This is a genomic window from Ensifer sp. Root127 (assembly GCF_001425225.1).
In the GTDB taxonomy this organism is placed as follows: domain Bacteria; phylum Pseudomonadota; class Alphaproteobacteria; order Rhizobiales; family Rhizobiaceae; genus Ensifer; species Ensifer canadensis.
Genome location: NZ_LMDX01000014.1, coordinates 1 through 26,009, shown reverse-complemented (window position 1 = coordinate 26,009; position 26,009 = coordinate 1). Strand labels below are relative to the sequence as shown.

The 26,009-nt window shown below is 61.5% G+C and carries 22 protein-coding genes; 12 read left to right on the top strand and 10 right to left on the bottom strand.

Features of this window, described 5'->3' with window-relative positions:
- Positions 1-79: 79 nt before the first annotated feature.
- Positions 80-1,120 carry a LacI family DNA-binding transcriptional regulator gene (locus ASD03_RS17630; RefSeq protein WP_057214547.1) on the top strand — a complete coding sequence of 347 codons (1,041 nt, stop codon included), beginning with the start codon at positions 80-82 and terminating at the stop codon, positions 1,118-1,120.
- Positions 1,121-1,130: 10 nt separating this feature from the next.
- Positions 1,131-3,062, top strand: a complete 1,932-nt coding sequence (locus ASD03_RS17625) for a DUF5054 domain-containing protein (RefSeq protein ID WP_057214544.1) — start codon at positions 1,131-1,133, stop codon at positions 3,060-3,062.
- A 75-nt stretch (positions 3,063-3,137) separates the two neighbouring features.
- Here ASD03_RS17625 and ASD03_RS17620 read toward each other — a convergent pair whose 3' ends face one another.
- Complete coding sequence (locus ASD03_RS17620) at positions 3,138-4,586, bottom strand: MFS transporter (protein ID WP_057214673.1); 1,449 nt, start codon at positions 4,584-4,586, stop codon at positions 3,138-3,140.
- A 565-nt stretch (positions 4,587-5,151) separates the two neighbouring features.
- Positions 5,152-5,751, bottom strand: a complete 600-nt coding sequence (locus ASD03_RS17615) for a GNAT family N-acetyltransferase (protein WP_156407978.1) — start codon at positions 5,749-5,751, stop codon at positions 5,152-5,154.
- Between the two features lie 320 nt (positions 5,752-6,071).
- Between ASD03_RS17615 and ASD03_RS17610 the strand changes: the two genes are divergently transcribed.
- Complete coding sequence (locus ASD03_RS17610; RefSeq protein ID WP_057214537.1) at positions 6,072-6,320, top strand: hypothetical protein; 249 nt, start codon at positions 6,072-6,074, stop codon at positions 6,318-6,320.
- 269 nt (positions 6,321-6,589) lie between these two features.
- Here ASD03_RS17610 and ASD03_RS17605 read toward each other — a convergent pair whose 3' ends face one another.
- From ASD03_RS17605 to ASD03_RS17575, 7 genes are all read right to left on the bottom strand, one after another.
- Positions 6,590-7,216 (bottom strand): DUF1554 domain-containing protein, encoded by a 627-nt coding sequence (locus tag ASD03_RS17605; RefSeq protein ID WP_057214534.1) that lies wholly within the window; start codon positions 7,214-7,216, stop codon positions 6,590-6,592.
- Positions 7,217-7,577: 361 nt separating this feature from the next.
- Positions 7,578-7,916 carry a hypothetical protein gene (locus ASD03_RS17600; RefSeq protein ID WP_057214531.1) on the bottom strand — a complete coding sequence of 113 codons (339 nt, stop codon included), beginning with the start codon at positions 7,914-7,916 and terminating at the stop codon, positions 7,578-7,580.
- 13 nt (positions 7,917-7,929) lie between these two features.
- Positions 7,930-8,490, bottom strand: a complete 561-nt coding sequence (locus ASD03_RS17595; RefSeq protein ID WP_057214528.1) for a hypothetical protein — start codon at positions 8,488-8,490, stop codon at positions 7,930-7,932.
- 4 nt (positions 8,491-8,494) lie between these two features.
- Positions 8,495-10,855: a SpoIIE family protein phosphatase gene (locus ASD03_RS17590; RefSeq protein ID WP_057214525.1), complete on the bottom strand. Its 2,361-nt coding sequence runs from the start codon at positions 10,853-10,855 to the stop codon at positions 8,495-8,497.
- Positions 10,852-12,027 (bottom strand): class I SAM-dependent methyltransferase, encoded by a 1,176-nt coding sequence (locus ASD03_RS17585; RefSeq protein ID WP_057214523.1) that lies wholly within the window; start codon positions 12,025-12,027, stop codon positions 10,852-10,854. Before ASD03_RS17585 ends, ASD03_RS17590 begins: the two co-directional genes overlap by 4 nt.
- Positions 12,024-12,542, bottom strand: coding sequence for a hypothetical protein (locus ASD03_RS17580; protein WP_057214670.1), 519 nt, complete (start codon positions 12,540-12,542; stop codon positions 12,024-12,026). The genes ASD03_RS17585 and ASD03_RS17580 overlap by 4 nt, the downstream gene beginning before the upstream one ends.
- A 142-nt stretch (positions 12,543-12,684) precedes the next feature.
- Positions 12,685-14,364 (bottom strand): EAL domain-containing protein, encoded by a 1,680-nt coding sequence (locus ASD03_RS17575; RefSeq protein WP_057214520.1) that lies wholly within the window; start codon positions 14,362-14,364, stop codon positions 12,685-12,687.
- Between the two features lie 771 nt (positions 14,365-15,135).
- Between ASD03_RS17575 and ASD03_RS17570 the strand changes: the two genes are divergently transcribed.
- From ASD03_RS17570 to ASD03_RS17535, 8 genes are all read left to right on the top strand, one after another.
- Positions 15,136-15,909, top strand: coding sequence for an amino acid ABC transporter ATP-binding protein (locus ASD03_RS17570; protein ID WP_057214666.1), 774 nt, complete (start codon positions 15,136-15,138; stop codon positions 15,907-15,909).
- Positions 15,906-16,550 (top strand): amino acid ABC transporter permease, encoded by a 645-nt coding sequence (locus ASD03_RS17565; RefSeq protein ID WP_025428310.1) that lies wholly within the window; start codon positions 15,906-15,908, stop codon positions 16,548-16,550. The genes ASD03_RS17570 and ASD03_RS17565 overlap by 4 nt, the downstream gene beginning before the upstream one ends.
- Positions 16,550-17,212 carry an amino acid ABC transporter permease gene (locus ASD03_RS17560; RefSeq protein WP_025428311.1) on the top strand — a complete coding sequence of 221 codons (663 nt, stop codon included), beginning with the start codon at positions 16,550-16,552 and terminating at the stop codon, positions 17,210-17,212. The genes ASD03_RS17565 and ASD03_RS17560 overlap by 1 nt, the downstream gene beginning before the upstream one ends.
- Positions 17,213-17,239: 27 nt before the next feature.
- Positions 17,240-18,079 carry a transporter substrate-binding domain-containing protein gene (locus ASD03_RS17555; protein ID WP_057207345.1) on the top strand — a complete coding sequence of 280 codons (840 nt, stop codon included), beginning with the start codon at positions 17,240-17,242 and terminating at the stop codon, positions 18,077-18,079.
- Positions 18,080-18,181: 102 nt separating this feature from the next.
- Positions 18,182-18,916: an aspartate/glutamate racemase family protein gene (locus ASD03_RS17550; protein WP_057214663.1), complete on the top strand. Its 735-nt coding sequence runs from the start codon at positions 18,182-18,184 to the stop codon at positions 18,914-18,916.
- Between the two features lie 43 nt (positions 18,917-18,959).
- The gene (locus ASD03_RS17545; RefSeq protein ID WP_057214518.1) at positions 18,960-20,099 is read left to right on the top strand and encodes an aldo/keto reductase; all 1,140 of its coding nucleotides are present in this window, start codon (positions 18,960-18,962) and stop codon (positions 20,097-20,099) included.
- A 50-nt stretch (positions 20,100-20,149) separates the two neighbouring features.
- Entirely contained in the window at positions 20,150-21,040 is an 891-nt protein-coding gene (gene purU, locus ASD03_RS17540) for a formyltetrahydrofolate deformylase (RefSeq protein ID WP_025428315.1), read from the top strand.
- A gap of 78 nt (positions 21,041-21,118) precedes the next feature.
- Complete coding sequence (locus tag ASD03_RS17535; RefSeq protein WP_025428316.1) at positions 21,119-22,402, top strand: FAD-binding oxidoreductase; 1,284 nt, start codon at positions 21,119-21,121, stop codon at positions 22,400-22,402.
- Here ASD03_RS17535 and ASD03_RS17530 read toward each other — a convergent pair.
- On the bottom strand, positions 22,399-23,334 hold the full coding sequence (locus ASD03_RS17530; RefSeq protein ID WP_025428317.1) for a LysR substrate-binding domain-containing protein: 936 nt from the start codon (positions 23,332-23,334) through the stop codon (positions 22,399-22,401). The genes ASD03_RS17535 and ASD03_RS17530 overlap by 4 nt on opposite strands.
- A 95-nt stretch (positions 23,335-23,429) precedes the next feature.
- Here ASD03_RS17530 and ASD03_RS17525 point away from each other — a divergent pair, with 95 nt between their 5' ends.
- Positions 23,430-25,871 carry an FAD-dependent oxidoreductase gene (locus tag ASD03_RS17525; RefSeq protein WP_057214516.1) on the top strand — a complete coding sequence of 814 codons (2,442 nt, stop codon included), beginning with the start codon at positions 23,430-23,432 and terminating at the stop codon, positions 25,869-25,871.
- Positions 25,872-26,009 lie beyond the last annotated feature (138 nt).

The window sequence follows — 26,009 nt, the reverse complement described above, 5'->3', positions numbered from 1 at the left end:
ACTGATATCTTGACGGAAGCGCGATCATTGGTGCAGGTTGAATTGAACACGTTTTCATTTTTGCGCAGAGCACTACCCCATGAGCGAGAAAACCGACAGGAAAGCAGGACGCGCCACGGCCGATCTGGTGGCACGAGAGGCCAATGTCTCGCGCGTCGCTGTCTCGCGCGCCTTCAATCCGAATGCGTCCCTGAAGCCGGAGAAGCGAGATCGCATCCTGAAGGTGGCACGTGAGCTGAACTATACGCCTGACATGGCCGCGCGTTCGCTGGTAACCAGGCGCTCGCATCTCGTCGGCATGATCGTTCCCGATGTCTGCAGCCCCTGGGAAAGCCAGGAGATCGACGCCTTGACGACCGCGCTGCAGGCAGAGGGCTTCGCCACGCTTCTGTTCAAGGCGAAGGCCGACTTCAGCATGGATCCGATGCTGCTGACCTATATGCGCGGCTTCAATCCCGACTCCGTCATCGCCTTTACCGAGAATATCGAGCCTGATGTTCTGAGCGGCTTTCTCGATCGTGCCGTTCCGATCTACGTGATCTATGACGACGCGGATGCGTTTGCCGGCAGGGCGTCCGATACACTCTATGACCGTCTTCTCGTGCGGCAGAAGGACGGCATCGAACAGGCAATCGCCTTGCTGCAAGGCTATGGTGCCCGTCGCATCGCCTATCTCGGCGGCAAGAGGCAGTCTCTTGCCAATACGGAACGGGAAAGGATGATCGCGCAGGTGCTGGCCGAGCGCGGCATGGCGCCGCCGGTTATCGTCCCCGGTGACTACACCTACGACACCGCCTATCGCTCGACGCTTGATCTCTTCCGGGTCGGATCCGGCGCCGACGCGATCTTTGCGGCCAACGACGTCGGGGCGTTCGGCGCGATCGATGCCCTCAGGCACGAACTCGGCCTTTCAGTGCCTGGCGATGTCAAGGTCGTCGGTTTCGACGACATCCCGCAGGCACATTGGAAAAGTTACAATTTGACCACCGTCCGCATCGATCTCGACGATCGCGTTCGCGCCCTTGTCCGGTTGATCCTTCGACGTCTCAAGACGCCGGATGCCGACCCCCTGGTCGAAACCTTGACCACCCGCCTCGTCGTTCGCGGCACCGTCGGCTGAATGGAAGAACATGACAGAAAAACGCGTGCATCTGGTCTTCAAGACCCATCTCGACATTGGCTTCACCGATCACGCGGAAAAGGTGCGTCGCCAGTACCACGACCGGTTCATTCCGCAGGCGATCGAGACGGCCGAGCATTTTTATGCCGAGGATCCGCGAGATCCGAAGTTCGTCTGGACGACCGGTGCCTGGCTGATCTGGGATCACCTGACGTCGCGCTCGGCCGCGGAGGTGAAGAAGCTCGAGCGGGCAATCGATCTCGGACTGATCCGCTGGCATGGCCTGCCGTTCACCACACATACGGAGTTGATGTCGCCGGAGCTCTTTCGCGCCGGCCTTTCCTATTCACAGGAACTCGACCGGAGGTTCGGCAAGAAGACGACTGCGGCCAAGATGACGGACGTGCCGGGGCATACGCTCGGCATGGTGCCGCTGCTGGCCGAAGCCGGCATTCGCTTCCTGCATCTCGGCGTCAACACCGCGTCGCCGCCGCCTGAAACACCTGACATCTTTCGCTGGCGTGCGCCCGGCGGCGCAGAAATCGTCGTCATGTATCAGCGATCCTATGGGGAGACTTATTTCCCCGAAGGTTTTGCCGACGGCCTGAGCTTTGCCCATACAAGCGACAATATCGGTCCGCAAAGCGTGCCGCAGACCGCCGAGGTCTATCGCGACATGCGTCGCGAGCATCCCGATGCAACGGTCCGCGCCGCAACACTCGAGGACTATGGCGGGTTGATCTGGGATGCGCGGGAAGCCTTTCCCGTCGTCGAGCACGAGCTTGGCGACAGCTGGATCCACGGCAGCGCCTCCGATCCGGTAAAGACCGCCCGTTTCCTGGCGCTTCAACGGCTTTACGACCGGTTCGCAGCCGAAGGCCTGACCGCCAGCCGCCTGGCTTTCGGGCAGAAGCTGACGATGGCGGCCGAACATACCTGCGGCGTCGATATCAAATCCTATCTGCGCGACGACACGGCCTGGTCCCGGCCCGACTTTGAGGCCGCCCGCAAGACCGACCACCGCTTTGCCTATACGGAAGCCTCCTGGCGCGAACAGCGCGCCTATCTTGATGACGCTCGCTCAGTGCTCGACGGCCCGGACGCAGCGGCAGCCGATGCCGCCTTGGCCGAATTGACCGTACCGGCCCTGATAGCCAGAGGAGACAGACGGACCAGTCTCGCCTGTGGCAGCTGGTCGATCGAGCTCGAGCCTTCGACCGGAGACATTCTTTCGCTGACCGCCCCGTCCGGGAGGTCCCTGGCTGGCCGGTCAGGTTCGCTGATCGCCTATCGCTACGAGAGCTACGACGCTACCGACGTCAACAGGCACATGGACACCTATCTGACTCATCGCCAGGAATGGGCGATCCTCGATCACGACAAGCCGGGTCTTGCCCGGTCCGGCGCGGCTCTCTCCCGTGTCTTTACACCGACCTTTCAGGCAGCGGACGCATCCGGCCTGCTTCTGTCCATGCCTGAGCAGGCGGTTGCCGGTTACGGGGCGCCGCGCCATATCGCTCTCGCCTTCTCAGGCGAAGACGACACGCTCGAACTTCACCTGACCTTGCACGCAAAAAGCGCCAACCGCATGCCGGAGGCGAGCTTTCTCTCCTTTATGCCAGCAGGGGATGTCGCGTGGAGCCTGCGAAAGATGGGGCTCTGGCACAAATCCGGCAACGTCGCTGACGGTGGCGGCGCGCAACTTCAGGCGGTCACCGGCGTTCGCGGCGATCTTGCTTCGGGTGGTTCGTTGTCGATCGAGCCGCTCGACACGCCCCTGGTCGCGCCCGAGGCTTGGGACTTCATGACGTTCTGCAAGACATTGCCGGACTTCAGCGAAGGCGTTCGTTTCAACATTCACAACAACAAGTGGGGAACGAACTTTCCGATGTGGTGGGAGGGCGATTTTTCCGCCCGCTTCCGGCTGCGACTGGACGACTGAATGCGAAGCCGACGGGCGGCGATTGAGATGAGAGCGCCGCTGTCGTCGGGCATTCGACGCTAACCGTTCGAATGCCTATGTCGTGCGAGGCCGGGCTGCATGCCCGGAAACTTCGGCGCCCGCCTCCCGAGGCAGGCCCAGAAAACGCAAGCTCGAGACAATGCCGATCGACGCAACCACCAGAAACGCCCAGCGGAAGTCCGCAACGGCTGCCGTTTCGCCGCCGCGAAGGGCTTGCGACAGATTGAGAACGGCGGCGGCAACCGCAACGCCCAGAAGCATGGCCACCTGCTGGAGCATGCTCGACAGGGTTGACGCCGAGCTGCGCTGGCTCGCGTTGATATCGGCAAAGCCAAGGGTATTGAGCGCGGTAAACTGCATTGAGCGGAAGAGCCCGGCAGCAAACAGCAGCAGAAGCGTCAGCAGTTGTGGCGTATCCGTTGAAAGCATCGCGCAGGCGCCGATCGCCAGTGAGGCGAGCAGGCCATTGCCGACGAGTATGGTGCGGAAGCCGAAGCGGCGCAGCAACGGCGTGGTCGCCGTTTTCATCGCGAGATTTCCGGCGAAGTAGGCGAGCACATAGATGCCGGTCTGGATCGGGGCGAGGCCGAACCCGACCTGGAAGAGTAGCGGAATCAGAAAGGGCGTCGCATTGATCGCGACCCGGCAGGCGGTGCCGGCCGACAGCGTCGACATCGCAAAGGTCTGAACCTTCAAGGCGGAGAGATTAAGCAGCGGATTGGCGATCGCCTTGAAGTGCCGTGTCGCCATGACCCCGATGGCAGCACCCGTTGCCAGCAACAGGACGATCGCCAACGCGTTGGCCGTGCCGTGGACGAAGGCTTCGAGCCCGGCCAACACCAGAGTGAGGCTGGTCGACGACAACACGAAGCCCTTGACGTCGAGGCGGCGTATCGCTTCCTCGCGCTGATCCGGAACGAAACGAAGCACCAGCGCCAGGCCGATCAGTCCGATCGGGATGTTGATCAGAAAATTCCAGTGCCAGCTGAACCAGGTGGTGATGACGCTGCCGAGAAGCGGGCCCACGACCGGGGCAATCAGTGCCGGCCAGGTGATGAGCGCGATCGCGCTGACAAGCTCCGACTTGCGGGCGTTCTTCAACACGATGATCCGGCCGACCGGCGTCATCAACGCGCCGCCGATGCCCTGCACCGCGCGTGCAGCGATGAACTGGCCGAGGCTTCCCGACAATCCACAAAAGAGCGACGCGAGGGTAAAAATGGCGATCGCGACGAGGAAGACGTTGCGCGCCCCGAAGCGATCGCCGAGCCAGCCGGAGAGCGGAATGAAGGCCGCCATCGTCAGCATATAGACGGTGATGCCGATGCTCATGGCGACGGGCTGCACGCCGAAGGAAGCCGCCATCTGCGGCAACGAGGTAATGACGATCGTCCCGTCGAGCATCTGCATGAAGAAGGCGATGGCGACGACGAGTGCGACGATGCGGGAATTGAAGCTGGCGGATGCGTCGGAAGCGTCCGTGCCGGAGGGGATCGTCGTCATCTGATCAGCGCCGGCCTGTGTTGCGAACAAGGATTCGGATAACCGACGAGAAGGAAGGGGAGCGCTCGATTGTAGTGGAATACGACATCATAGGGGCGATTCAGAGCTGATCACGGTTTCGCCGATCCACGGCTTTAAATGCGGATCGCGGTGATAGAAGGGCGGGCCACTCTACCGGTTGGCGCCAACGCCCTATATGCCTCGTCCGACGAGTGGATGTCGATGCATTTGTCGCAATCAATGCAGTCTTTGAAACACTTTACCTCGGTCATGAACTTCTCCGCGTCCATAGCGACGCAAGGACCGACCATCGCGCCCGGCGGGAAGGCCTATGCTGGTCTCGCACCAGCCGCAATCGTTCTCATAACGTATCGACCATGAAATCGAGATCCGGTCGGATTCGAAACTGTTTGCAAGTTGGCCGCCACGAGACTTCCGCTCATGTCACGTGAAAGTCGACAGCAACCAGCTGAAACCCGAGACGCGCAGCGATCCGTTGAGATGCGGCGTTGCTCCATGCGGTACTGTAGAACGGCGTTGGAGCGCGCCCGCGGACCTCCCGTGCTCATCCCGCCACGACGTCGAGCGCATAGCCATTACCGCGAAAATCCGGATGCGTTTCGACACCGGCGCAATGCACGGTGTCTGATATGCGAACGCTGCAGCAGAGCGACACGGCCTTGCCATCCACAACCTTCGCGAAAAACGGTTGCCTGTGCGGCACATCAGGCAGCCAATCCTGAAAATGTGCACGAAGCAGTTCGGCATCGGCCTCCGTAATGCGCACCGGTTCTGTGATCGGGGAACCAACGTCAACGGCCGCGTAAGCTGGGCCGGACCAGATCTTTTCGACCGGATCGTGCCGTTTCAACAGATCGAGATACCGGTCATGCAGGGCAGGCAAGCGGTCGAATGCCGTTTCGGACTTTTCCTCGCGGCACAATTGTCCGAGGTCATCGACAAGCCCATCCGGAAGATCGGCACGGCAGCGATAGATGGCTCCCTGACGCGTTCGCATGAGGTGAAATCGCGGCGGTGGGCGGGCGTCCCATTCGTTGGTCGAACGAAGCCTGCCATTGTCGTCGATGCGGTAGAGGGTATCGATACGGGCTTCAAGAAGGCGGAGATGGATATCGGTGTCGGGCAGCATGAGACGACTGTGCACATCTCCGACGAGCGGTGCAATCGCTCCCGGCAGAGATCGTCGTGGCGCAGCTGTCGGATGGCGCCTGACTGATCGACACAATGATTGTGTCAACCAGAAATGACGATCGTGCACGCCCCTGTGGGGCGCTCCGCATCAGGTCTGTTGGAATGCGGTGCGGTCGCCAAGCACCTCTCTGCCAGTTCAGACGCACTCCGGAATAACAATTTCGAGGCCTCCTGCCGCCTGCGAGACGCTCCGGCCTCTGGAAAATTTCGCGATCGATTCCAATATCTGAAAGGTCATCTCAACCTGCTTTGATATTGGAGGATCAGAGTCAGATGGATCGGTATTTCCTCGACCTGGCAATCGATGAAGATCAACTGAAAATGCTCCAGCGCGTGTTTCGACACGCCTGTTCCAGCAATGAACTGGCGCCGGATAGTGAAGAGGCGGATACGCTTGGGGCGTCACTCATTCAGATCTACCAGCGAGGCGTTCGCAGCGAGCTTGCGCTCATGCAGATGCTTGGCGGCGACGATCGGCGCGTGAGCGTGAACGATCGGGATCGGCCTCGAGCCGGTGTTTGAATAGGGCTGGCTAACTACTGCATGTTTCCATAAATCCTATTCGATTTAAGGATAGAAACATGCGGCCATTCAAAGTGCTACAGCGACCGTTGCGCGTCTCATAAGACGCGCGGCGCTGTAGCGAGGCAGTGCCGCTTCGCGGCAAAGGTAGGCAGGCGCCCGATATCTTGGCCGTCGGCAGACCGCTTTCGCCGGCGCGGTAAGCCCGTGCCGCCATCTGCAATAGAAGATGTCGTCCGGCAAACGACACGGCTTGTGGGCTGCCGCGGTCAGTTTGCAGCGAAGCAGTAAAAGAGGCCGTCGCCGCCCGTTCCCTTGAAGGCCTCCTGGGTGCAGCCACCGCGGGTCGCATGCGAGGCGTTCCAGGACTTGGCTTCTGCGCTATCGTTGAGGCCGGTTCGGTCGCTGTGGCCGACAATGGCCGCGCCGTCGGTCCCGCCCAAGGTCCAGTTGCCGCAGGTCTCCGGCGCGGCGGTGCCGTCCGCCTTCGAGCCGGTCAGAATGTCATGCCGGTTCGGCGTGTCGCCGCGGCCGTTGATGACCTCGCCCTTCTCGTTGAGCGCGGTTTGCTTCGTCAGGTTGTTCTTGTCGCTATGCAAGGAGGCGACATCGTCGGCGATCTTTTCGCTCTTGGCATTGTACCAGGGCCCGGCGCCGATACGGTCCTTGGCATTTTCCGCGTCGGCGGAAAGATAGGCCTTCCAGGTCTTGCCGGTCGAGCCGCTCGTCGTGGCCAGCGTGTTGCAATAGGCATCGGCACCGGCGAGACCGCCAAGATTGCCGCCCTTGCCCGGATTTGCACTAGTGACGAAGAAACTCATCGTCGTATCCTGGGCGTAGGCCCCGACGATTGAACAGGCCAGAGCGGCCGCGACAAGTACGAGCCTGCGTTTCATGGCGTTTCCTCCCGGTGCTGTTTGAACCGGATGAAGCCTAGGGGCAGCCTGGATCGGAGTAAAATCGAAATCGTGTGATCCGTCCGCCGACAAGCGTCGTCGCGATCTCCATTCGACGTCCCGGACAAACAGGACATTCTTGTCGGTCCACCCTTTCCGTCGGCTCCGGTTTGCCGACGCCGAAGAAAATGTGTGAAGGGAGAGGCCGGTTTCGGCAGAAAAGGCATTGTCGCCTACATTTGCTGCGTGTTTTTATCCATAAATCGAATGGGATTTAAGGAAACATGCAGTAGGTCAAGCCGGGCATGTGCCCGGCTGACCGCAGGCAGCCTGTGCAAGAGACAGGCTGGAAAATCTCGGCTCAGTTCAGCCTGAGGTCGATGCCGGGATGGAGCTTCTTCAGATTGGGTAGGGACTTCGACTGCCACGGAATCTCGGAGGTTCCGCGCACGGTCAATTGCACGTTCGGACGGTTGCGAGCCTCGATCGTCAGTTTTGCGAGCAGATTGATCCCCGACGAGTTCAGGAACTGCAACTCGGTCAGGTCGATCGTCATGCGCTCAGGCTCGGCCTCAAGCACGCCCATGGCAAGGGAGAAGATCGGGGCATAGGCCTCCGTACCGGGAAGCCGCATGGTTCCCTCGAAGTGTATGTCATTGCCCTCGGACCAAATGCGGTAGTCCTCGTCCTTGATTTCCATGTTCACCTGCTTGTCAGTTCGAGATATCGGGGACGGGGATCGAGGCATAGGTCTCGAGCGCGATGCCGCCGCCGTCGCCGTTGGGTCCAAAAACCCAAGCGAAACGGACGCCATAATCGCTCATTAGTGTTAATAGACCAAGACCAGATCCACTCTTGCCGGTGCCGATTGCGTTGGCTTCGATGCGTTCGATCAGAAGTTCGCCCGGATCACCCGTCGTGATCTCGGAAAGCAGATCCTGGAAGCGGGCTGCAGTCTCACCATCGACGAAGTTCGACACCTTGGCGCGAAAGTTGCTGTCGTCGATCGAGGCCTCGACCATTATGCCGCCTGTGGCACGGAACTTGATCGCGTTTTCGACCAGCTCGTTTGTCAGATAGCCGATATTGTGGCGAACTTCCTTGTAGGCGTTACGTGAGGTGCGGTAGCGCATGGCGATCAGCTCGGCGACGAAATCCGAGGCGATGGCGCAATGTTTCCAGCTTAGATTGAGCTGGCCGTCATAGAGGCGCAGTCTCGTCACGCTTTCGTTGGAACCCCTGGTCAGGTCCGCCGGTCCGTACAAAGTCGTCATCTGCTCACCTGTGTCTCATGACCACGAGGGTAATGTCGTCGTGTATTTTCTGCTTGCCGATATGCGCCATCAAGTCGTCGATGATACCTGATTTCGCATCTTCGGCGCTGCGTCCGTAGAATTGCCGCGCACTGTCGCAAAGCCGCTCGATGCCGAACAATTCGCCTGCCGCGTTTTCTGCCTCGGTCACACCATCTGTGTGCAGGATGATCATGTCGCCGCGGGCAAATGCGACCTCGCGCGTGGCGACGAAACGCGAGATATCCGACTCCAGACCGATCGGCAGGCCCAGATCCAGCGTATCGATGCGCTCCACCTCTTCGCTGTTGCGAACGACGATCAGCTCCTCATGCTGCCCGGAAAGCGTCAGGCGGGCACCATCATAATCGAGGAATGCGAGGGAAAGATGCTTGTCGGTGTTGGTGCGCACGATGTTCTTGTAGATCGCCCGGTTCAGGCGGTTCAGGAACTGATTGGGATCCATGTCGCCGGCTTCCTGCAAGGCACGGGCGACAGACTGGACCATCAGCATCAATACGCCGCTTTCAAGGCCGTGGCCGGTCACGTCGCCGATGCCGATCTTCAACCGTGCGCCATCGCGCAGGACATCGTAATAGTCGCCACCCACTTCGTCGGCGGGGCGCATATAGGCGGCAATGTCGAGTTCTGCGATCTCGTCAAGCTCGCCAGCTTTCGGCAGCACCATCATCTGGATTTGCCGGGCGACCGCCAACTCGGCGCCCAGGCGCAGGTTCTCACTGCGCAACTGCGTATTCAGGGCGGAGATCTGCTGATTGGCCTCCTCGATCTGCTTCGTGCGCTCTTCGACGAGATGCTCGAGGTTCTCGGTGTGGAAGCTGATCTCTTCGGCCATCCGGTTGAAGGCCGTGCCGGCCTCGCCGACTTCGTCGCGCGTCGAGATCGGCACCCGGACCGAGTAGTCCTTCGCCTGGATGCGTTTGGCGGCGCCGGCAAGCGCACTGATGCCGGCGGTCACGCGCTTGGAGATGCCGAACACCGCCGCCGTCACGAAGAGCAAGGACGCAAGCAGCGCCAGGATCTGATAGACGAGAATGCGGTTGGTCGCCTGCGAAATACCTGTCTGGGCGGCAAACAGCGACGCATAGATTTCCCGCTCGGGAACCACGATGCCGAGCGACATCGTCTCCATGCGCACCGGGCCGGACATCCAGAAATTCTCCGGCAGCAGCTGCTTCAGGAGAACGAGATAAGGCACTTTCTCGCCGGCCTCGTCGAGCATGACGCGCTGGATCACGCCGTCCTGCCCGAGCGGTAGCTGCGCAATGGCCTGCTGAGCACTCTTGCGCAGCGAGCGGTCGGCACCGGTCACACCTTGTGTGCCGGTATCGCTTGAGGTCTGCAGCCCGATCGTCTTTTCGCCGGCAGGGTTGATGGCGAGCACGTTGCCGTCGGACATCGCCAGGAAGCCAAAACCGCTTTCGGCGACCTTGACGTTCTGCACGACCTCGGCCAATTGGTCGAGCGTGATGTCGGCGCCGGCAGCACCTGCCACGGCCTTTCGGTCGCGCGTCCAGAGCGGCTGGAAGAAACTGACGATCAGTTTCCCCGTGGCGGCATCCGTATAAGGCGCCGTTTGCGTGGTATCGGCTGCAACGGGCCTGAGGCTCGGATCCTTCGCCCATCCCTCCCAGGACTCGTAGAGGCCCGGGAAGAAGAAGTTCCAGAAGTTGGCCTCATTGTGACCGGGGTAGAGACGGTCGAACGTCTGCGCCTGATCGGCATAGGGCGCCATCCGCAAGATCGGCCGCTCCTTTGGTCCGACGTAGTACATCTGCAGTTTGGAGCGGCCGTGCGCAAGCAGGGCCGGAGCAACCAGATCGAGAACGGCGCTGTTCTCGATATCGGTCTGCACCTCGGGTAGCGGCTGGTGGTCGGGGCCAAGGAGATAGCTCCAAACGCTGACGCTCGAGAGCGGTCCCGGAAGGTTCTGCGCCCACCCACCTTTGGGATCGTAAGCCACGGTAACGGATTCCGGTGCGTGCCGCGCCAGTGCCTCTCCGACGTCGGAGCGGCGCACGGGGCGGTCGATCTGCGCCTGGAGCACGCCCGCGAGCGTGGCGACGTCGGCGTGAACCTGGCCGAGCAGAAGATCAACCCGCGCGGCCGTCGATTCCGCGTAGGTGAGCATGTAATCTTCGTTTGCCTTTTGCAGGCCCTGCCCGACCTCCGTCGTCGCGTCGCGCGACAATCTTTGAACGTTCCAGAGCGCCAGGCCGCCTGTTACCAGGAGGTCGAAGAGCACGGCGCTGCCGACGACCAGCACGAACTTGGCGCGAAAGGATCTCAAACCGAACCGGGAACGTTGGACATTGCTTTCGCTCATAGTGGTTTGCGCCCGGACGCTGCCCAGATCGGCCAGCCTGCATAGCCCTTCGGATGCAGTGCCGCGAAGATGTGATCCCGGAAGCCCTGGCGAAAACGGTCGATGAATTCGGGTGCTTCGCCGTGTCTCGCCGCCATTGCCGCAAACATCTTCTCCCAGCCGGCGATGACGTCGGCGAAATCCTGTGGGTCACCGTCCAGATTGGTGACCATGAAGGATTCGACCAGGATGTCGTCGAAGCCCGCGTCGGCGAGATAGCGGCGGCTCTTTGGCCCTAGTTCCACATCCATCTCGAAATGGCTCAAAAGCCTCGCGAGCTCATTGTAGGTCCATTGGATGCTTTGCGCCCGTGGCTCGCCGAGGCAGTGCGAGTTCTTCTCGTTGGTGATGTAGACGCGGCCGCCCGGCTTCACGATCCGATAGAACTCCTTGAGAAGCAGCTCCGGCTGATTGAAGATCTGCAGCGAATGCCGGCAGGTCACGAAGTCGAACTGGTTGTCCTCGAGTAGCATCTCCGACGCGTCGCCGTAGGTATATTCGATACCCGCCACGCCGAACTCCGCCGCCACCTTGCGGGCATAGGCGAGGCTCGGCTTCGAGTGGTCGAGGGCGACGATCCGCGCCGGCTGAAACTCCTTCTGCGCGAGCACGGCGAAATCGCCGATGCCGCAGCAGATGTCGGCCATCGCGATGCCCGGCCGCATGCCGTGGCGCGGCAGGATGGTGCGCTCGTGGCGCCAGGTCATTTTCGTCTGCGCGCGGAGGATGGGAATGAAGCTCGTATCCTCGACGAAACTTTGACCGGGATAGAATGTCGAATCGTACACTTCCACCGTGATATGCGGCTCGATCGCGCTCAGATGCCCGAACATGCGCGTGGTCCAGCCGACGACGCTCGACGTTACGATCACCATGCGCAAGTCGGCGCGTGCGCGGCACGCATCGAGGGCAACCCGCACGAAGGCGTGGAAGGCGGTGTTGTTCATCTGGATCAGGCGTTTCACGTCGATGTAGAGCATGCCGCGCACGTCGTCGATCGCCTGCTTGAGCATTGCGATGCTATCGGCGATCTCGTCGATCGATCGCGGCCGGATGACGCCGGCGAGCGAAAACACCTGGCTGTTGGCGTCGAACGCTACCTTGAAGTTGGGGGAAGGGCCTGCGACGCTCAACTCACCAGCCCTTCCAGCGGGAGGTCTACGATCAGTGTCACTGCAGGCGACGTGTTTTCCTCGATGCGGATGCTTGCGTCGAAATTGATGGCAAGATCAAGAAGGATGGATTCGCGGCTGGGCGCCATGTCGGTCGAGATGGCATCGAGATAACGGGAATGTGCATCGCTGCGATCGATCTTCGACACGGCCTCGTGGTAGAACGGAATCTGTCCGGGCGGGCAGGGAAACGTGATCTGAACCCGTTCCGTCGGCCCGTTTCGATAGATCGCGAGGCCGATTTGACCGCTGGACGAGCCGCCGCGGAAGGAAACTTCGAGCAGTTCGTTGAGCGCCGACGAAAAGAAGTTCGAATGCCGTACCGGATCAGCCCTGTTGTGGCTGATCATGCGGGCCAGATAGGTAGAGAGATGGTCGCAATGCTGCCACTCTGAAAGAAATGTACCCATCTCCATTTCGAACTGGAGCAAGGGCTCGAAAACTGCTTCAGCTGGAACACTGTTACCGACGTTCATGCTTGCTTTGTCCTCCATCTGCGGAACTTTGCTACGGCCCACAGGCACTTTCCAGGCTGAATTATTAGGCACACAAACCGGTGAGAGCGGTCAGGCGGCCCTTGCGCCGGTGGCCGACTCGACAGCGTAGCCCCCCGCTGTCTTATGATATTTCCATCGTCGACGATTGGCGCAAGTAACTGTCGATTGTATTGGGCGGCATTGGAACACCAAGGAAATAGCCCTGCAATCGATCGCAGCCTTCGTGGTCCAGCCATAGGGCCTGCGCCCGCGTTTCGACGCCTTCCGCGGTCACTGACATTCCCAGCCCGTGCGCGAGCGCGATTATCGAGCGCACGATCACCTGACTCTTCTCGTCGTTCTCCAGATCCTTGATGAAATAGCGGTCGATCTTGATCGTGTCGAACGGGAAGTTCTTGAGATAGCTCAGCGACGAATAGTAGGTGCCGAAATCGTCGAGCGAGATCTGAATGCCGAGGACGTTCAGCGTATTGAGCGTGTCGAGATTGTTGGTCGTCTTCTCAAGAAGAACCGATTCAGTGACTTCGAGTTCGAGCCGGTCCGCCCGCAATCCGACCATATCCAGCGTCTGCGACACGCGATCGGTGAAGCCGTCGTGCAGGAACTGCGCCGGAGACAGGTTGACGGCTACAGTAAAATGCGACGGCCATTTGGTCGCTTCGCGGCAGGCCTGCTCAAGCACCCACTGGCCGATATCGCTCATCAGCCCATCGGCTTCGGCCATCGGCACGAAGACATTGGGCGGAATGATGCCCACCAAAGGATGACGCCACCGCACCAGCGCCTCGAAACCGACTATGGTGAAAGGCGGCTTCACCAGAGGCTGATACTCGATGGAGAACTGGTTTTCCTGAAGCGCGGTGCGTAGGCTCCGGCGCAGCATTTCCCGTTGTTCCAGCACGATCAACATTGAACGGCTGAAGGTTTTGGCGCGGCCGCGGCCTTCTTTCTTGGCCGCATAAAGGGCGATATCCGCGGCCTTCATCAGTTGCTCGCCCTCGTTGCCGTCGGGGGGCGCGATCGCAATGCCAATACTTGCACCGACGAAAGCCGAAATCCCGTCGATGGTGAAAGGCTCCTTGAAGGCGTTGACCACAGCATTAGCCAGTCGCTCGGCTTCCGCGGGCTGATCGGCGTCGCGCTGAATGATCGCGAATTCGTCTCCGGCAAGCCGGTATGCGACCTCGCCCTCGCGCAGCACGCCGCGGATGCGTTCGGCTGCCATCCTCAGCACCGCATCGCCGGCACCGTGTCCGAGCGTATCGTTGATCGGCTTGAAGTCGTCGAGGTCGATCTGCATCAACGCCGGCTTCTTTTCATGAACCGCCGGCAACACGCTTCGCAGATCATCGCTGAACTGACGCCGGTTGGGCAAGCCAGTCAGGGCATCGTGCGTCGCCTGGTGAAGCAGCAGCGCGCGCTCGTTCTCGCCCTGGCTCGCGGCTTCCCGCCGGACCGATGCCCCGTCCGTCTCGATGACGCCGATGCCTTGTCCGGCGCGAAAGACGAGCAGTGTCCGCCGTGATCGATTGGACCCATCGATGATTTCGATGCTGCGTGGAACGCCATTGGCAAGAACCGACTCGGCCATTGCCTTCGAGGCCGGTTCCAACAATTCGGGGTAGACGTGCCAGAGCGTTGCATCGACCAGTTCAGCCGCCTCGTAGCTTCGCTGAAGTGCGACCGAGGCCCCGACGAGATGAAGAGCCTCATTATAAAGCGAGATGACCTCGTCGGTATTGCCAAGGACGGTATCGTCCACGGAAGATGCAGCAGACAACGTCGCGTCAGTGCCTGACATTCTAGCCTTTCCCTTTCCGTCGCGGTTTTGACTGAACCGCCTGCGACCATCGATATGTTCGAGACGCCGGTGCTCGAAATACACGGTCGTGCTCTATTTCAGTCGATCCTCAGCAAAGCTATCGCGAAACGTGTCGCGGTCAATGCTGCTCGCTTATGGTGCGACCGGACGCTGAAGCTCCGTGGGCCGAACCGAGTGTCAAGCACAAGGATCTTCTCTGTTCGGTTGCAATTCTGTAACTCTTTCTATCACTTGCGGATAATGCAGGCAATTTTCGTGCGACTCGATAAGCATAGCGATATCTAGCGACTGATGGCTCTACTCATCGGTCATGGCTAAAATAGTGTTATCTTGCCAACAGCGCCGGTCGTCAGCATTAACCATTTTTGGTTGAACCGGCAGGGCGTTCCAATGGCTTTGCGCATCATGCAAGCGCCTGGCAGCTCTCACGTTCGATCGGTTTCCCAGCACGACAGTGAAACGATCCCACCAACGGCATAACCTCAGGTTATGCTGCTCTGCAATTTTTGTCGTCTGCCGACCAGACGTCGAATCGTTATGGTGATCCACAAGAAAAGAACGGGAACGACTGTCGTTCGCCCCGTGGCGCACGGCAAACATCAAATACATTCAGCGAACAGGACGCGGCTTGCCCGGCGCAGGGTCGATCCGTGCCCGCAATGGAGCGAAATCGTCATGGATGGCGCTGTCTTGCACTTGGGGAGTGGCAAACTGACAATGACCAAGGACGATGCTCTGGCCGCCAAAGGGATGCCTTCCGCAAAAGGCCGGGCGCGAAAGCCGCTTATCAAGCTCGACAAGTTGAGCAAACACTACGGCAATCACACGGTGCTCGATGGCATCGACCTTGAGGTGATGCCGGGAGAGGTGCTGGCGATCATCGGCCCGAGCGGCTCCGGCAAGAGCACGCTGCTGCGCTGCATCAACTATCTCGAGCCACCGGATGGCGGCCATGTCACTATCGGCGACATCTCGCTCAACGCGGCCGCACCCGCCGGGCGATCGGAGCTTTCGACCTTGCGCCGCAGCGTCGGCATGGTCTTCCAGTCCTTCAACCTCTTTCCGCACATGACGGTGTTGCGAAATGTCAGCCTGGCGCAGGAGCGCGTTCTCGGACGCAGCCGCAGAAACGCCGACGAACGATCGATGCAATTGCTGAAGCGTGTCGGCCTGGCCGACAAGGCTGAGCAGTATCCCGGCCGCTGTTCCGGCGGCCAGCAGCAGCGCATCGCCATTGCGAGAGCGCTCGCGCTCGACCCTGAAGTCATGCTCTTCGACGAGCCGACCTCTGCGCTCGATCCCGAACTCGGCCTCGAAGTCCTCGCTGTCATGAGGGAACTGGCAGAAACCGGCATGACGATGATCGTCGTCACTCACGAAATGAGCTTTGCCGAGAATGTTTCCGACACGGTGATGATCATGGCCGATGGCAAGATCATCGAGAAGGGGCCGTCGGCAGACGTCATGCGCAATCCGCAGCAGGAGCGCACCAAGCGCTTCCTTCGGGCGGTGCACGACCGATGAGCACGGCCGACGTCTTCGCCATATTGCGCGGGCTCCCCTGGACGGTCGCCCTGACGCTCGGCGCGTTCTTGGCCGGCGCCGTGCTTGGGATGCCGCTGGTGGCGGCCAGGCAGAGCCGCATCCTGCCGCTGCGGATCGTGGCGATGGTGCTCATCCAGATCGTGCGCGGCATTCCGCCGATCCTCTGGCTGTTCATCATCTTCTTCGGCCTGGGAATGAGCGTCTTCCCGATCAGCCCGTTCAACGCGGCGCTGGCCGGGCTCGGCTTGATCGCGGCTGCCAACATGGCGGAAATCTACCGCGGCGCGCTGGCCTCGATACACTTCGGCCAATGGGAGGCGTCGTCGGCGCTGAACCTTGGCCGCTGGTCCACGCTGACCGACGTCGTCGCCCCGCAGGCCTTCCGCGTCGCTCTGCCTTCGGCGGCGAGCTACCTGATCGGCCTGATGAAAGAGACGGCCGTGGCTTCGACCATTGGCGTCAGCGAACTTGCCTTCCAGGGCAACCAGCTGTCGCAACTGACATTCCGCGGTCTCGAAGTCTTCGCTCTGGTCGGCATGTTCTACATCCTTTTGAGCCTGCCGGTCGCCTGGCTGTCGCGCGTCGCCGACAGCTATCTGCAAGCAAAGGTGGCCCGCTGATGTTGCCGAGCTACGAAGAACTCTCCGCCTGGCTCCCCGATCTCCTGTCGGGTCTGTCGATCAGCCTGCAGGTCACGGTGCTCAGCCTCTTGATCGGCATTCCGTTCGGGCTGCTGCTTGCACTTGGCGTGCTCGCCAAGAGCCGGTTGACAAAGATACTGGCTCTGTTCCTGGTCGAGGTCGGCCGCGGCGCGCCGGCGCTGGTGCTGCTGCAGTTCATCTATTTCGGCCTGCCGACATCGGGCCTGACGCTCGGGTCCTTCACCGCGGCCGTCATCGCGCTTGCCTGGAACACCGGCGCCTATACCAGCGAGATCATTCGCGCCAGCCTGCAGTCGATCCCGCATGGCCAGCGCGAGGCGGCCGTCGCAATTGGTCTCAATCGACTGGATGCCTTGCGCTACGTCCTGCTGCCGCAGGGCTTGCGCGTCGCGCTTCCGGCGCTGCTCGCCTTCTCGATCCTGATCTTCCAGGGCACGTCGCTGTGCTTCACCATCGCGCTGCCGGAACTCGTCAGCCGCGCCTATGAAATCGGCTCGAACACCTTCCGTTATTTCCCGGCGCTGCTAGCCGCCGGCGTTCTCTACGCCTCGATCTCCATCCCCGCCGCTCTCCTCGTCAGTCATGTCGAAAAGCGCGCCGGCTCCTACGCGCAACGCTGAACCAACACCACGAAAGGGCATTCAGGCATGACCACATTTGCGACCAAAACCCGCCTTCTGCTGACCGGCATCGCCGGCCTCCTCGTATCGAGCCAGGTGGCGCTTGCGCAGGATTGCACCCCGAAACACACCTTCGCCACCATCGAAGAGGGTACGCTCACGGTTGCCGTCACAACCTATGTGCCGCATTCCTACCTGGACGACAGCGGCAACATGAAGGGCATCGACGGCGATATCGCTGCGGAATTTGCCAAGCGCGAATGCCTGAAGGTGAAGGCGGTCGCCGTCGATCCGGCCGCCGCCATCCAGTACGTGCTTTCGGGTCAGGCCGATATCGCCACCGGCGACTGGTACCGCACGGCCGAGCGCGCCAAGGTCATGAACCTCTCGGCGCCGCTCTACACCGATCAGATGGCAATCTATTCCAAGAACGGCTTCGCGGATGTCGGCGACCTTGAAGACAAACAGGTCGGCACAGTGCAGGGCTATCTCTGGGTCACCGACCTGAAGACCATGCTCGGTTCCAAGCTGAGGCTCTATCCGAATTCGGTCAACATGCAGCAGGACCTGTTCTCCGGCCGCATCGACGTGGCGGTGGACGGCTATTCGACCGGCGTCGTCGCTGAAAAGAACGGTGCGCTCAAGGACGTCAAGGTCAAGGTCGCTGCCTCCGACGACCGGGTGAGGGCGACCAAGGAAGCCGCACAGGCCGCGTTCCCTTATTCCTTCAACGCCAAGGAACTGGGTGTCGCGCTGGATGCCGGGATCGAGGCGATGCATGCGGATGGCACCATCGTCGGCATCCTGAAATCCTACGGCCTTGACGGTACGGCGGCCGAGACCGGCGCGCCGCGCCTGGTCCAGTAATATAGTTGCCAGCCGCAACAGGTTGCGGGAGCCGCTAGGCTCCCGTCCCCCCTCCCGGCAGGGATGCCGATTAGCGAACAATTTGATATCGGAGACAAGACGATGACTGTCTACACAGTCACGCGGAAGACGCAGTCGTGGTACGGGGAGCAGATCGGCATCCTCATCCTCGATGCTGCGTACCCCTGCGTGCCCGGCAATGTCGGCAACGCCACCACCTATGACTTTCCGGTCCGCTTCCAGGAGGTGCGCGGCGCCTCGATCGACCGGCTGCTCAACCAGCGCGATCCCGCACTTCGCGACGTCTTCATCGAAGCGGCCGTCGAATTGCAGAACCGCGGCGTCAAGGCGATCACCGGCGCCTGCGGTTTCATGGCCTATTTCCAGGAAGAGGTCGCAGCCGCGGTCGATATTCCGGTGTTTCTGTCGAGCCTGATGCAGATCCCGTTCATGCATGCGGCGGCCGGCGGCAGCGTCGGCATCATCACGGCCAATGCTAGCCGACTGACGCCGCGCCACTTCGAGGCGAGCAACGTGCCAGGGCATATCCCTCTTGCGGTTGCGGGCATGGAAGGGCAGACGGAATTCCGCGAAGCCATTCTTGAGGAGAAAGGCACGCTCGACAGCGCTCAGATCGAGCGGGAAGTGACCGAGGTTGCCCGCAAACTCGTCGAGGATAACCCGGATGTTCGCTCCATTCTGCTCGAATGCAGCGATCTGCCGCCCTATGCTCATGCGGTGCAGACGGCGACCGGTCGACCGGTCTTCGACTTCATAACCATGATTAACCACGTCCAGCAAAGCGTCGCCCGCCGGAGCCATCACGGCCACATGTGATCGCAGCCAGCGGCAAAGACGTGCGATAAACCAGGAACCACTGATGTCCATGGACCACTATTACCTTCTCGGGCGCTCGGGCTTGCGGGTCAGCCGGCTCGCGCTCGGAACGATGACCTTCGGCGATGGCGGCATTCGGGGTATCGGCGGTTCGTGGGGATCGGACGAGGATGCCGCGCGCGCGATCTTCAACCGTTACCTCGAGATCGGCGGCAACTTCATCGACACGGCCGATTCTTACGCGGCTGGTGTCAGCGAGGAACTGATCGGCAAGTTCGTCGCCGAGGCCGGCATTCGCGACCGGGTGGTGATTTCCACCAAGTTTTCCAACAGCCTAGAGCCCGGCAATCCGAATGCCGGCGGCAACGGCCGCAAGAACCTGATGCGCGCCGTCGACGCCTCGCTGCGGCGGCTGAAAACGGACTACATCGACCTCTATCTGCTGCACACCTGGGATCGGATCACACCGGCCGAAGAGGTCATGCGGACATTCGACGATCTCGTGCGCGCGGGCAAGATCCGCTACGCCGGGCTTTCCGACGTGCCGGGCTGGTATGCGGCACGCGCCCAGACCTGGGCGGAGGCGCATGCGCTGACGCCGCCGATCTGCCTGCAGCTACCGTATTCGCTGGCCGAACGCAGCATCGAGAACGAATTCGTGCCGCTCGCCCAGACGCTTGGCCTCGGCATCACCGCCTGGAGTCCACTCGCCATGGGCTTGCTCTCCGGCAAATACCGGGCCGGCCAGCAGGCCGCAGGGCGGCTTTCGCTCGACGCCTCCGGCAGCGGGCTCGGGCTCTTTACCGAACGCAATAGGCGCATTGTCGCTGCGCTCGAAGCGGTTGCCGGCGAGGTCGGCCGCAGCATGGCGCAAATCGCCCTGAACTGGGTGGTGACGCAGCCCGGCGTCGGTGCTGCCATCATCGGCGCAAGCCGGATCGAGCAGCTCGACGACAATCTGGCTGCACTGGATTTTTCGATTCCCGTCGAGTTGCGCCGGCAGTTGCAGGCGGCAAGTGCGGTTGAACCCGTCTACCCTTATTCGCTGTTTGCCGACGATTACCAGGCCGGCATTCTCAATGCCGGCGTCGCGGTCGGCGACAAGCCGCGCGGGTATTACAGCGAGACCTTTCTGCCCAGGGTCACCGACTACGTCTTTGGCCAGTCGAAATCCAAGAGCTGAGCCGCAACGGCGCGCCATTCCGGCCACCGTTATCACGAAAGGAAAGAGGCATGACCGTGATGCCCGCAAACCTGACATCAACAGGCACCGCTGCCTCATTCGTCCTGACGCTCGCCTGCGACGACCAGCCCGGCATCGTTGCCGCGGTGACGACCGAGCTTGCGGCGATCGGCGGCAACATCGTCGAAAGCAATCAGTTCCGCGACGTCGAGACCAACTGCTTCTTCATGCGCATTGCCTTTACCGGTCCGTTGGGCATGTCGCGAGACGGTGTCGAGCGGGCGCTGAAACCGGCGATCGATCGCTTCGGCATGAGGGCCACGGTTGCCGACGCGACACGGCGGCCGAAGATCATCGTGATGGTCTCGAGGTTCGATCATGCGATGCTGCATCTGCTCTACCAGATCCGCGTCGGCTGGCTGAATGCCGAGGTGGTCGCCATCGTCTCCAATCATGACGACAGCGCAAGGACCTCCGAGCTCGGAGGTATCCCCTATCACCACTGGAAAGTGACGAAGGACAACAAGGCCGAACAGGAGCAGCGGCTGATCGATCTGGCGCGTGAGACGGAGGCCGACCTCGTTATCCTCGCCCGCTACATGCAGGTCCTTACGGACAACCTGTCGAACCGGCTCTACGGCAGGATCATCAATATCCACCATTCGTTCCTGCCGTCCTTCAAGGGCGCCAAGCCCTATCACCAGGCCCATGCGCGCGGCGTCAAGCTGATCGGGGCGACCGCGCATTATGTCACGCCCGACCTCGACGAGGGCCCGATCATCGAGCAGGAGACGGAGCGGGTCAGCCATTCGATGAGTGCCGAGGATTTTGTCGCCACCGGCCGCGATATCGAAAGCCGGGTTCTCGCCCGGGCGGTGAAGATGCACCTGGAAAACCGCGTCATGCTCAACGGCCACAGGACGGTGGTCTTTACACAGTGATGGCGGCGTTATCATTGTCATGATTGATGGAAGTTGCGGGAAAAGACGAGCGACACCCCCGCACGAAGGACCTGAACGATGCTGAATGATCCCCGCTCCCATGGGCTTTGGGAAAAGACCGCCCCGCCGCCGCCGGTCACCGGCCCGCTTGCCGCTGACGCATTCGCCGATGTGGTCGTCGTCGGCGGCGGCTTCACCGGCATTTCGGCTGCCCTGCATCTGGCGGAAGCCGGCCGCAGCGTCATCCTGCTCGAGGGGGCGGAGATCGGCTTTGGCGGTGCGGGCCGAAATGTCGGTCTGATCAATGCCGGCATGTGGGTGATGCCTGACGATCTACCAGGCGAGCTCGGCGATGTGCATGGAGAGCGGCTGCTGGATCTGCTCGGCAACGGGCCGCGCGTCGTGATCGACCTGATCGACAAGCACGCGATCGCCTGCGAACTCGAACGCAACGGCACGCTGCACTGTGCCGTCGGCGATGCCGGCCTGAGGGAGATCAAGGACCGTGCGTCGCAATGGCAAAAGCGCGGCGCGCCGGTCGAACTTCTCGATGCGGCCGAGACCGCCGCAAGGATCGGCACGACCGCCTATGCCGGCGCCCTGCTCGACAGACGGGCGGGCACCTTGCAGCCGCTCGCCTATGTGCGCGGCCTGGCGCATGCGGCCCAGCGCGCCGGCGTTGTCCTGCACACTTCGAGCCGGGTCGTCTCGACGGAGCGGATCGGCAGTGGCTGGAAGGTGGTGACCGACAGGGCGTCCGTGACGGCGGACTGGATCATCGTCGCGACTGATGCCTATAGCACCGGCCCATGGGAACGGGTGCGGACCGAGCAGGTGTATCTGCCCTATTTCAATCTTGCGACGCGGCCGCTCGCACCCGACTTGCTCTCGAGTATTCTGCCCAACCGCGAAGGCGTTTGGGACACCAAGGAAATCCTTTCGTCCTTCCGCATGGACAAGGCGGGCAGGCTGGTGTTCGGCAGCGTCGGTGCCTTGCGCAACGGCGGTGCGGCCGTCCACAAGGCCTGGGCCCGCCGCTCGCTTGCCCGGCTTTTCCCGCAATTGGGCAAGGTCGATTTCGAGTGCGAATGGTACGGCCAGATCGGCATGACCACCAATGCATTGCCACGGTTCCACCGCTTTGCGCCGAATGTCGTCGGCTTTTCCGGCTATAACGGTCGTGGCATCGCGCCGGGAACGGTGTTCGGCCGGGTGCTGGCGCGTCACATCCTGGGCGAGATCACCGAGGCGGAGCTGCCGCTGCCGCTCAGCGACCCGAGCGATCCGCCGATGCGGCGTCTGAAGGAAGTCTATTACGAGGCAGGAGCCCAGGTCGCCCACTTCGTCGGCGAGCGGTTCTAACCAACCTCGTCGGCGAAAATGTCGGCGTCGGCATTCTGCTCCATCAGCCAGTCGCGAAAGATCTCGGTGCCCCGCTTCGGCGGGCGCTGGGAAGGCATGACGATATGGATGCTCTGGCCAGAGTGATAGCTCGCCCGGATCGGGCAGACGAGCTTGCCCGCCTTCAGGTGGTCGTGCACCAGATGCTTCCAGCCGAGCGCGACGCCTTGCCCGTGCACGGCTGCCTCGATCGAATTGAGTGCATCGGTGAAGACGAAATCCTGCGTCAGCTTGGCGGCCGAGACTTCATTGCGCTCGAGATATTCCCGCCAACCGACGCGTGAGCGATGTCGCTCCTCGAAATGCAGCAGCGTGTGGTTGAGCAGGTCGGCTGGGGTTTCGATCGGCCCATGCTCTCTCAGATAGGCGGGGCTGCACACCGGCCAGACTTCCTCGGTGACGAAATGCCAGGCGTGAATACCCGGCCATTTGCCCACGCCAAGCCGGGCAGAAAGATCGATATCCTCCTCCAAGAGGTCCTGGTCGTCGCGGCTGCTTTCGGCAATGCGCAAGGCGATATCAGGATGCTGCGCCTTGAAGGCCTTCAGCCTGGGAAGAAGCCACAATTGCACGAAGGATGCGGAGAACGAGACGCGCACGATATCACGCGAGTGCTTTTGCCTCAGCGACGAGATCACCATGTGCAGATGGTCGAACGCTTCCTGGGTTTCCTTGTAGAGCCGTTTGCCCTCGGCCGTCAGCTCCAGTCGGGCGTGCTCGCGGCGGAAGAGTTTCAGGCCGGTCGCCTCTTCCAAGAGCCGGATCGTCTTGCTGACGGCCGGCTGGCTGACATTCAGCTCTTCCGCAGCACCGGTAAAGCTCTGCCGCCGGGCGGCGGCCTCAAAGACGAAGAGATAGTTGGCGGAGGGGACGAGCGAGCGGAGTCTATGCATAAACTGAGGTTATGCCCCCGGATAGTTTTTAGCAAGATTACAAGCGCTCCCGCCGTTTGTAAGTTGCTGAAAATTCCACATAAGGGAACCTCTTTATGCAAACTCATGCTCGAGCCGTGGTCATCGGTGGCGGTTGCGTCGGCGCAGCCATTCTCTACGGTCTGACGAAGCGCGGCTGGACCGATGTCGCGCTGCTCGAACGCACGCAGCTGACAGCCGGCTCGACCTGGCACGCCGCCGGCCTCATTCCGTCCTATGCCCGCAGCATCAATATCGGCCGCATGATCGCCAAGACCATCGAGATCTACGAGGGCCTCGAAGCCGAAACCGGCCAGCATGTCGGTTGGCACAAATGCGGCCAGTTGCGCATCGCCAATACCCGCGACCGTTTCGACGAGTACAAGAGCTACATGAGCGTTGCCGAGGTTCAGGGCATTCGCGCCGAACTCGTCTCACCGGCGGAAGCCTGCGAACTCTGGCCGCTGCTTGAGAACAACAAGGAGATGCTCGGCGCGCTCTATCATCCTGATGACGGTCACATCGCGCCGGCCGACGTCACCCAGGCGATGGCCAAGGGCGCGCGCGATCGCGGCGCCAAGATCTATCTAAACACCGAGGTGCGCGGCTTCGAGCGCATGCCGAGCGGCGAATGGAAGATCAAGACCAACCAGGGCGAGATCATCTGCGAACATATCATTTCGGCGACGGGCAACTATGCGCGCCAGACCGGCGCGATGCTCGGGCTCGAAATCCCAGCGATCCCGATCGTCCACCAATACTGGATCACCGATGCCGTCCCTGAAGTGATCGAGCGCAAGCGCCAGGGCCTGCCGGAGATGCCGATCCTGCGCGACGAGGGGTTCGAGGGCTACCTGCGCGAGGAGGGCGACGGCCTGATGTTCGGTCCCTACGAGAAGACAGAGCATCTGAAGCTGTTTGCCGAAAACGGCGTGCCGGAATGGTTCGGCGCCGACCTGCTGGAAGAGGATTTCGATTCGGTCGCCTGGAACTGGGAGCGGGCAATGGACCTCGTGCCGGCGCTCGGTCGCGTCGGCATCAAGGCCAATGTCCGCGGTCCCTTCCAAATGACTGCCGACGAACTGCCGCTGGTGGGGCCGGCCTGGGGGCTCGACAATGTCTGGATCGCCGAAGGCGTGCCCGGCGGCATCCTCTGGGGTGGCGCGATCGGTTACTATCTCTCCGAGCGTATCGTCGAAGGCGGCAACAGCCTCGATACCTCCGAGCTCGACCCGCGCCGCTTCGGCGACTACGCCAACAAGAATTGGACGCGCGAAAAGGTGCGCGAAGCCTGGGGCACCCATGCCGAACAGCACTATCCCGGTCAGGACATGCCGGCCGCCCGGCCGCAGAAGACTGCACCTTCCTATGATCGGTTGACCGAGAAGGGCGCCGTCTGGAGTGTACTCAACGGCTGGGAAATGCCGAACTGGTTCGCTCCTGAGGGCGTAGAAGCCAAGGATCAGTACAGCTGGCGCTGGACCGAGAAGGGCAAATATGTCGGCGAGGAGGTTCACGCCGTCAGAAATGCCGTCGGCCTCGTCGAAATGACGCCGATGACGAAGTTCGAAGTGAGTGGCCCCGGCGCCGAAGCCTGGCTTGACGGCATCCTTGCCAACCGTTTGCCGAAGACCGGCCGCGTCAACCTCAGCCATCATCTGACCCCGAAGGGTGGTGTCCAGGCGGAATATGTCGTCGCCCGGCTGAAAGACGGCTCGTTCTACCTGATTTCGACGCCGCGAGCCGAGCGCTGGAATTTCGACGATCTGTCGAAGCTTCTGCCTAGGGATGGCAGCGTCCAGCTTCGCAATGTCACCAACGATCGCGGCTGCTTCACCATCGTTGGCCCGAAGGCGCGCGACGTGCTGCAATCGCTGACCGAGATCGATCTCTCCAACGAGGCGTTCCCATGGTTCGGGGTGCAATCGGGCACGGTGGGGCTCGCCAGCGACGTCCGCCTGCTGCGCGTCAACTACGAGGGCGAACTCGGCTGGGAACTCTATCATCCGCTCTGCTACCAGCGACACCTGCTCGATGCGCTGCTAGCCGCCGGTAAGGCCCATGGCCTGAGGCTGATCGGACTGCAGGCGCTGGAATCGCTGCGTCTCGAAAAGTCCTACCGGGCGATGTATCGCGACATGAACCCGGAACTCAGCGCCTGGGAAAGCAGCCTCGATCGCTTCGTGCGCCTCGACAAGGGCGAGTTCATCGGCCGCGACGCTCTGGCAAAGGCAAAGGAAGAGGGCATTGCCCGTCGTTCCTTCACCATCGCGATCGACACCGATGGCGCAAGCTCGCTGATTTATGAGGGCGTCTACCACCAGGGCAAGCTGGTCGGGCGCATCACCTCGGGCGGTTATGCCTACACGCTCGGCCACGACGTCGCCTTCGCATTACTGCCGGTCGAGCTTGGCGTTCCGGGGAGGGAGCTCGAAGTCCCGATCCTCGGCGAGCGGCGCAAGGCCCGCGTCATCGCGGAATCGCCCTATGATCCCGAAGCTAAGCGCGGGCGGATGTAACCACCGTCAGCAGACAACGAAAATTGCCGGAAAGGGTTGGCCATGAAAATACTTGTGACGGTTAAGCGGGTGGTTGACTACAACGTCAAGATCCGGGTGAAGGCTGACGGCTCGGGTGTCGAGCTTGCCAACGTGAAG

What these genes read in the sequence shown, in the direction of transcription:
- ASD03_RS17630 (WP_057214547.1), top strand. Translation starts at nt 80, where the DNA reads ATGAGCGAGAAAACCGACAGGAAAGCAGGACGCGCCACGGCCGATCTG.
- ASD03_RS17625 (WP_057214544.1), top strand. Translation starts at nt 1,131, where the DNA reads ATGACAGAAAAACGCGTGCATCTGGTCTTCAAGACCCATCTCGACATT.
- ASD03_RS17620 (WP_057214673.1), bottom strand. Translation starts at nt 4,586, where the DNA reads ATGACGACGATCCCCTCCGGCACGGACGCTTCCGACGCATCCGCCAGC.
- ASD03_RS17610 (WP_057214537.1), top strand. Translation starts at nt 6,072, where the DNA reads ATGGATCGGTATTTCCTCGACCTGGCAATCGATGAAGATCAACTGAAA.
- ASD03_RS17605 (WP_057214534.1), bottom strand. Translation starts at nt 7,216, where the DNA reads ATGAAACGCAGGCTCGTACTTGTCGCGGCCGCTCTGGCCTGTTCAATC.
- ASD03_RS17600 (WP_057214531.1), bottom strand. Translation starts at nt 7,916, where the DNA reads ATGGAAATCAAGGACGAGGACTACCGCATTTGGTCCGAGGGCAATGAC.
- ASD03_RS17595 (WP_057214528.1), bottom strand. Translation starts at nt 8,490, where the DNA reads ATGACGACTTTGTACGGACCGGCGGACCTGACCAGGGGTTCCAACGAA.
- ASD03_RS17590 (WP_057214525.1), bottom strand. Translation starts at nt 10,855, where the DNA reads ATGAGCGAAAGCAATGTCCAACGTTCCCGGTTCGGTTTGAGATCCTTT.
- ASD03_RS17580 (WP_057214670.1), bottom strand. Translation starts at nt 12,542, where the DNA reads ATGAACGTCGGTAACAGTGTTCCAGCTGAAGCAGTTTTCGAGCCCTTG.
- ASD03_RS17575 (WP_057214520.1), bottom strand. Translation starts at nt 14,364, where the DNA reads ATGTCAGGCACTGACGCGACGTTGTCTGCTGCATCTTCCGTGGACGAT.
- ASD03_RS17570 (WP_057214666.1), top strand. Translation starts at nt 15,136, where the DNA reads ATGCCTTCCGCAAAAGGCCGGGCGCGAAAGCCGCTTATCAAGCTCGAC.
- ASD03_RS17565 (WP_025428310.1), top strand. Translation starts at nt 15,906, where the DNA reads ATGAGCACGGCCGACGTCTTCGCCATATTGCGCGGGCTCCCCTGGACG.
- ASD03_RS17560 (WP_025428311.1), top strand. Translation starts at nt 16,550, where the DNA reads ATGTTGCCGAGCTACGAAGAACTCTCCGCCTGGCTCCCCGATCTCCTG.
- ASD03_RS17555 (WP_057207345.1), top strand. Translation starts at nt 17,240, where the DNA reads ATGACCACATTTGCGACCAAAACCCGCCTTCTGCTGACCGGCATCGCC.
- ASD03_RS17550 (WP_057214663.1), top strand. Translation starts at nt 18,182, where the DNA reads ATGACTGTCTACACAGTCACGCGGAAGACGCAGTCGTGGTACGGGGAG.
- ASD03_RS17545 (WP_057214518.1), top strand. Translation starts at nt 18,960, where the DNA reads ATGTCCATGGACCACTATTACCTTCTCGGGCGCTCGGGCTTGCGGGTC.
- purU (WP_025428315.1), top strand. Translation starts at nt 20,150, where the DNA reads ATGACCGTGATGCCCGCAAACCTGACATCAACAGGCACCGCTGCCTCA.
- ASD03_RS17535 (WP_025428316.1), top strand. Translation starts at nt 21,119, where the DNA reads ATGCTGAATGATCCCCGCTCCCATGGGCTTTGGGAAAAGACCGCCCCG.
- ASD03_RS17530 (WP_025428317.1), bottom strand. Translation starts at nt 23,334, where the DNA reads ATGCATAGACTCCGCTCGCTCGTCCCCTCCGCCAACTATCTCTTCGTC.
- ASD03_RS17525 (WP_057214516.1), top strand. Translation starts at nt 23,430, where the DNA reads ATGCAAACTCATGCTCGAGCCGTGGTCATCGGTGGCGGTTGCGTCGGC.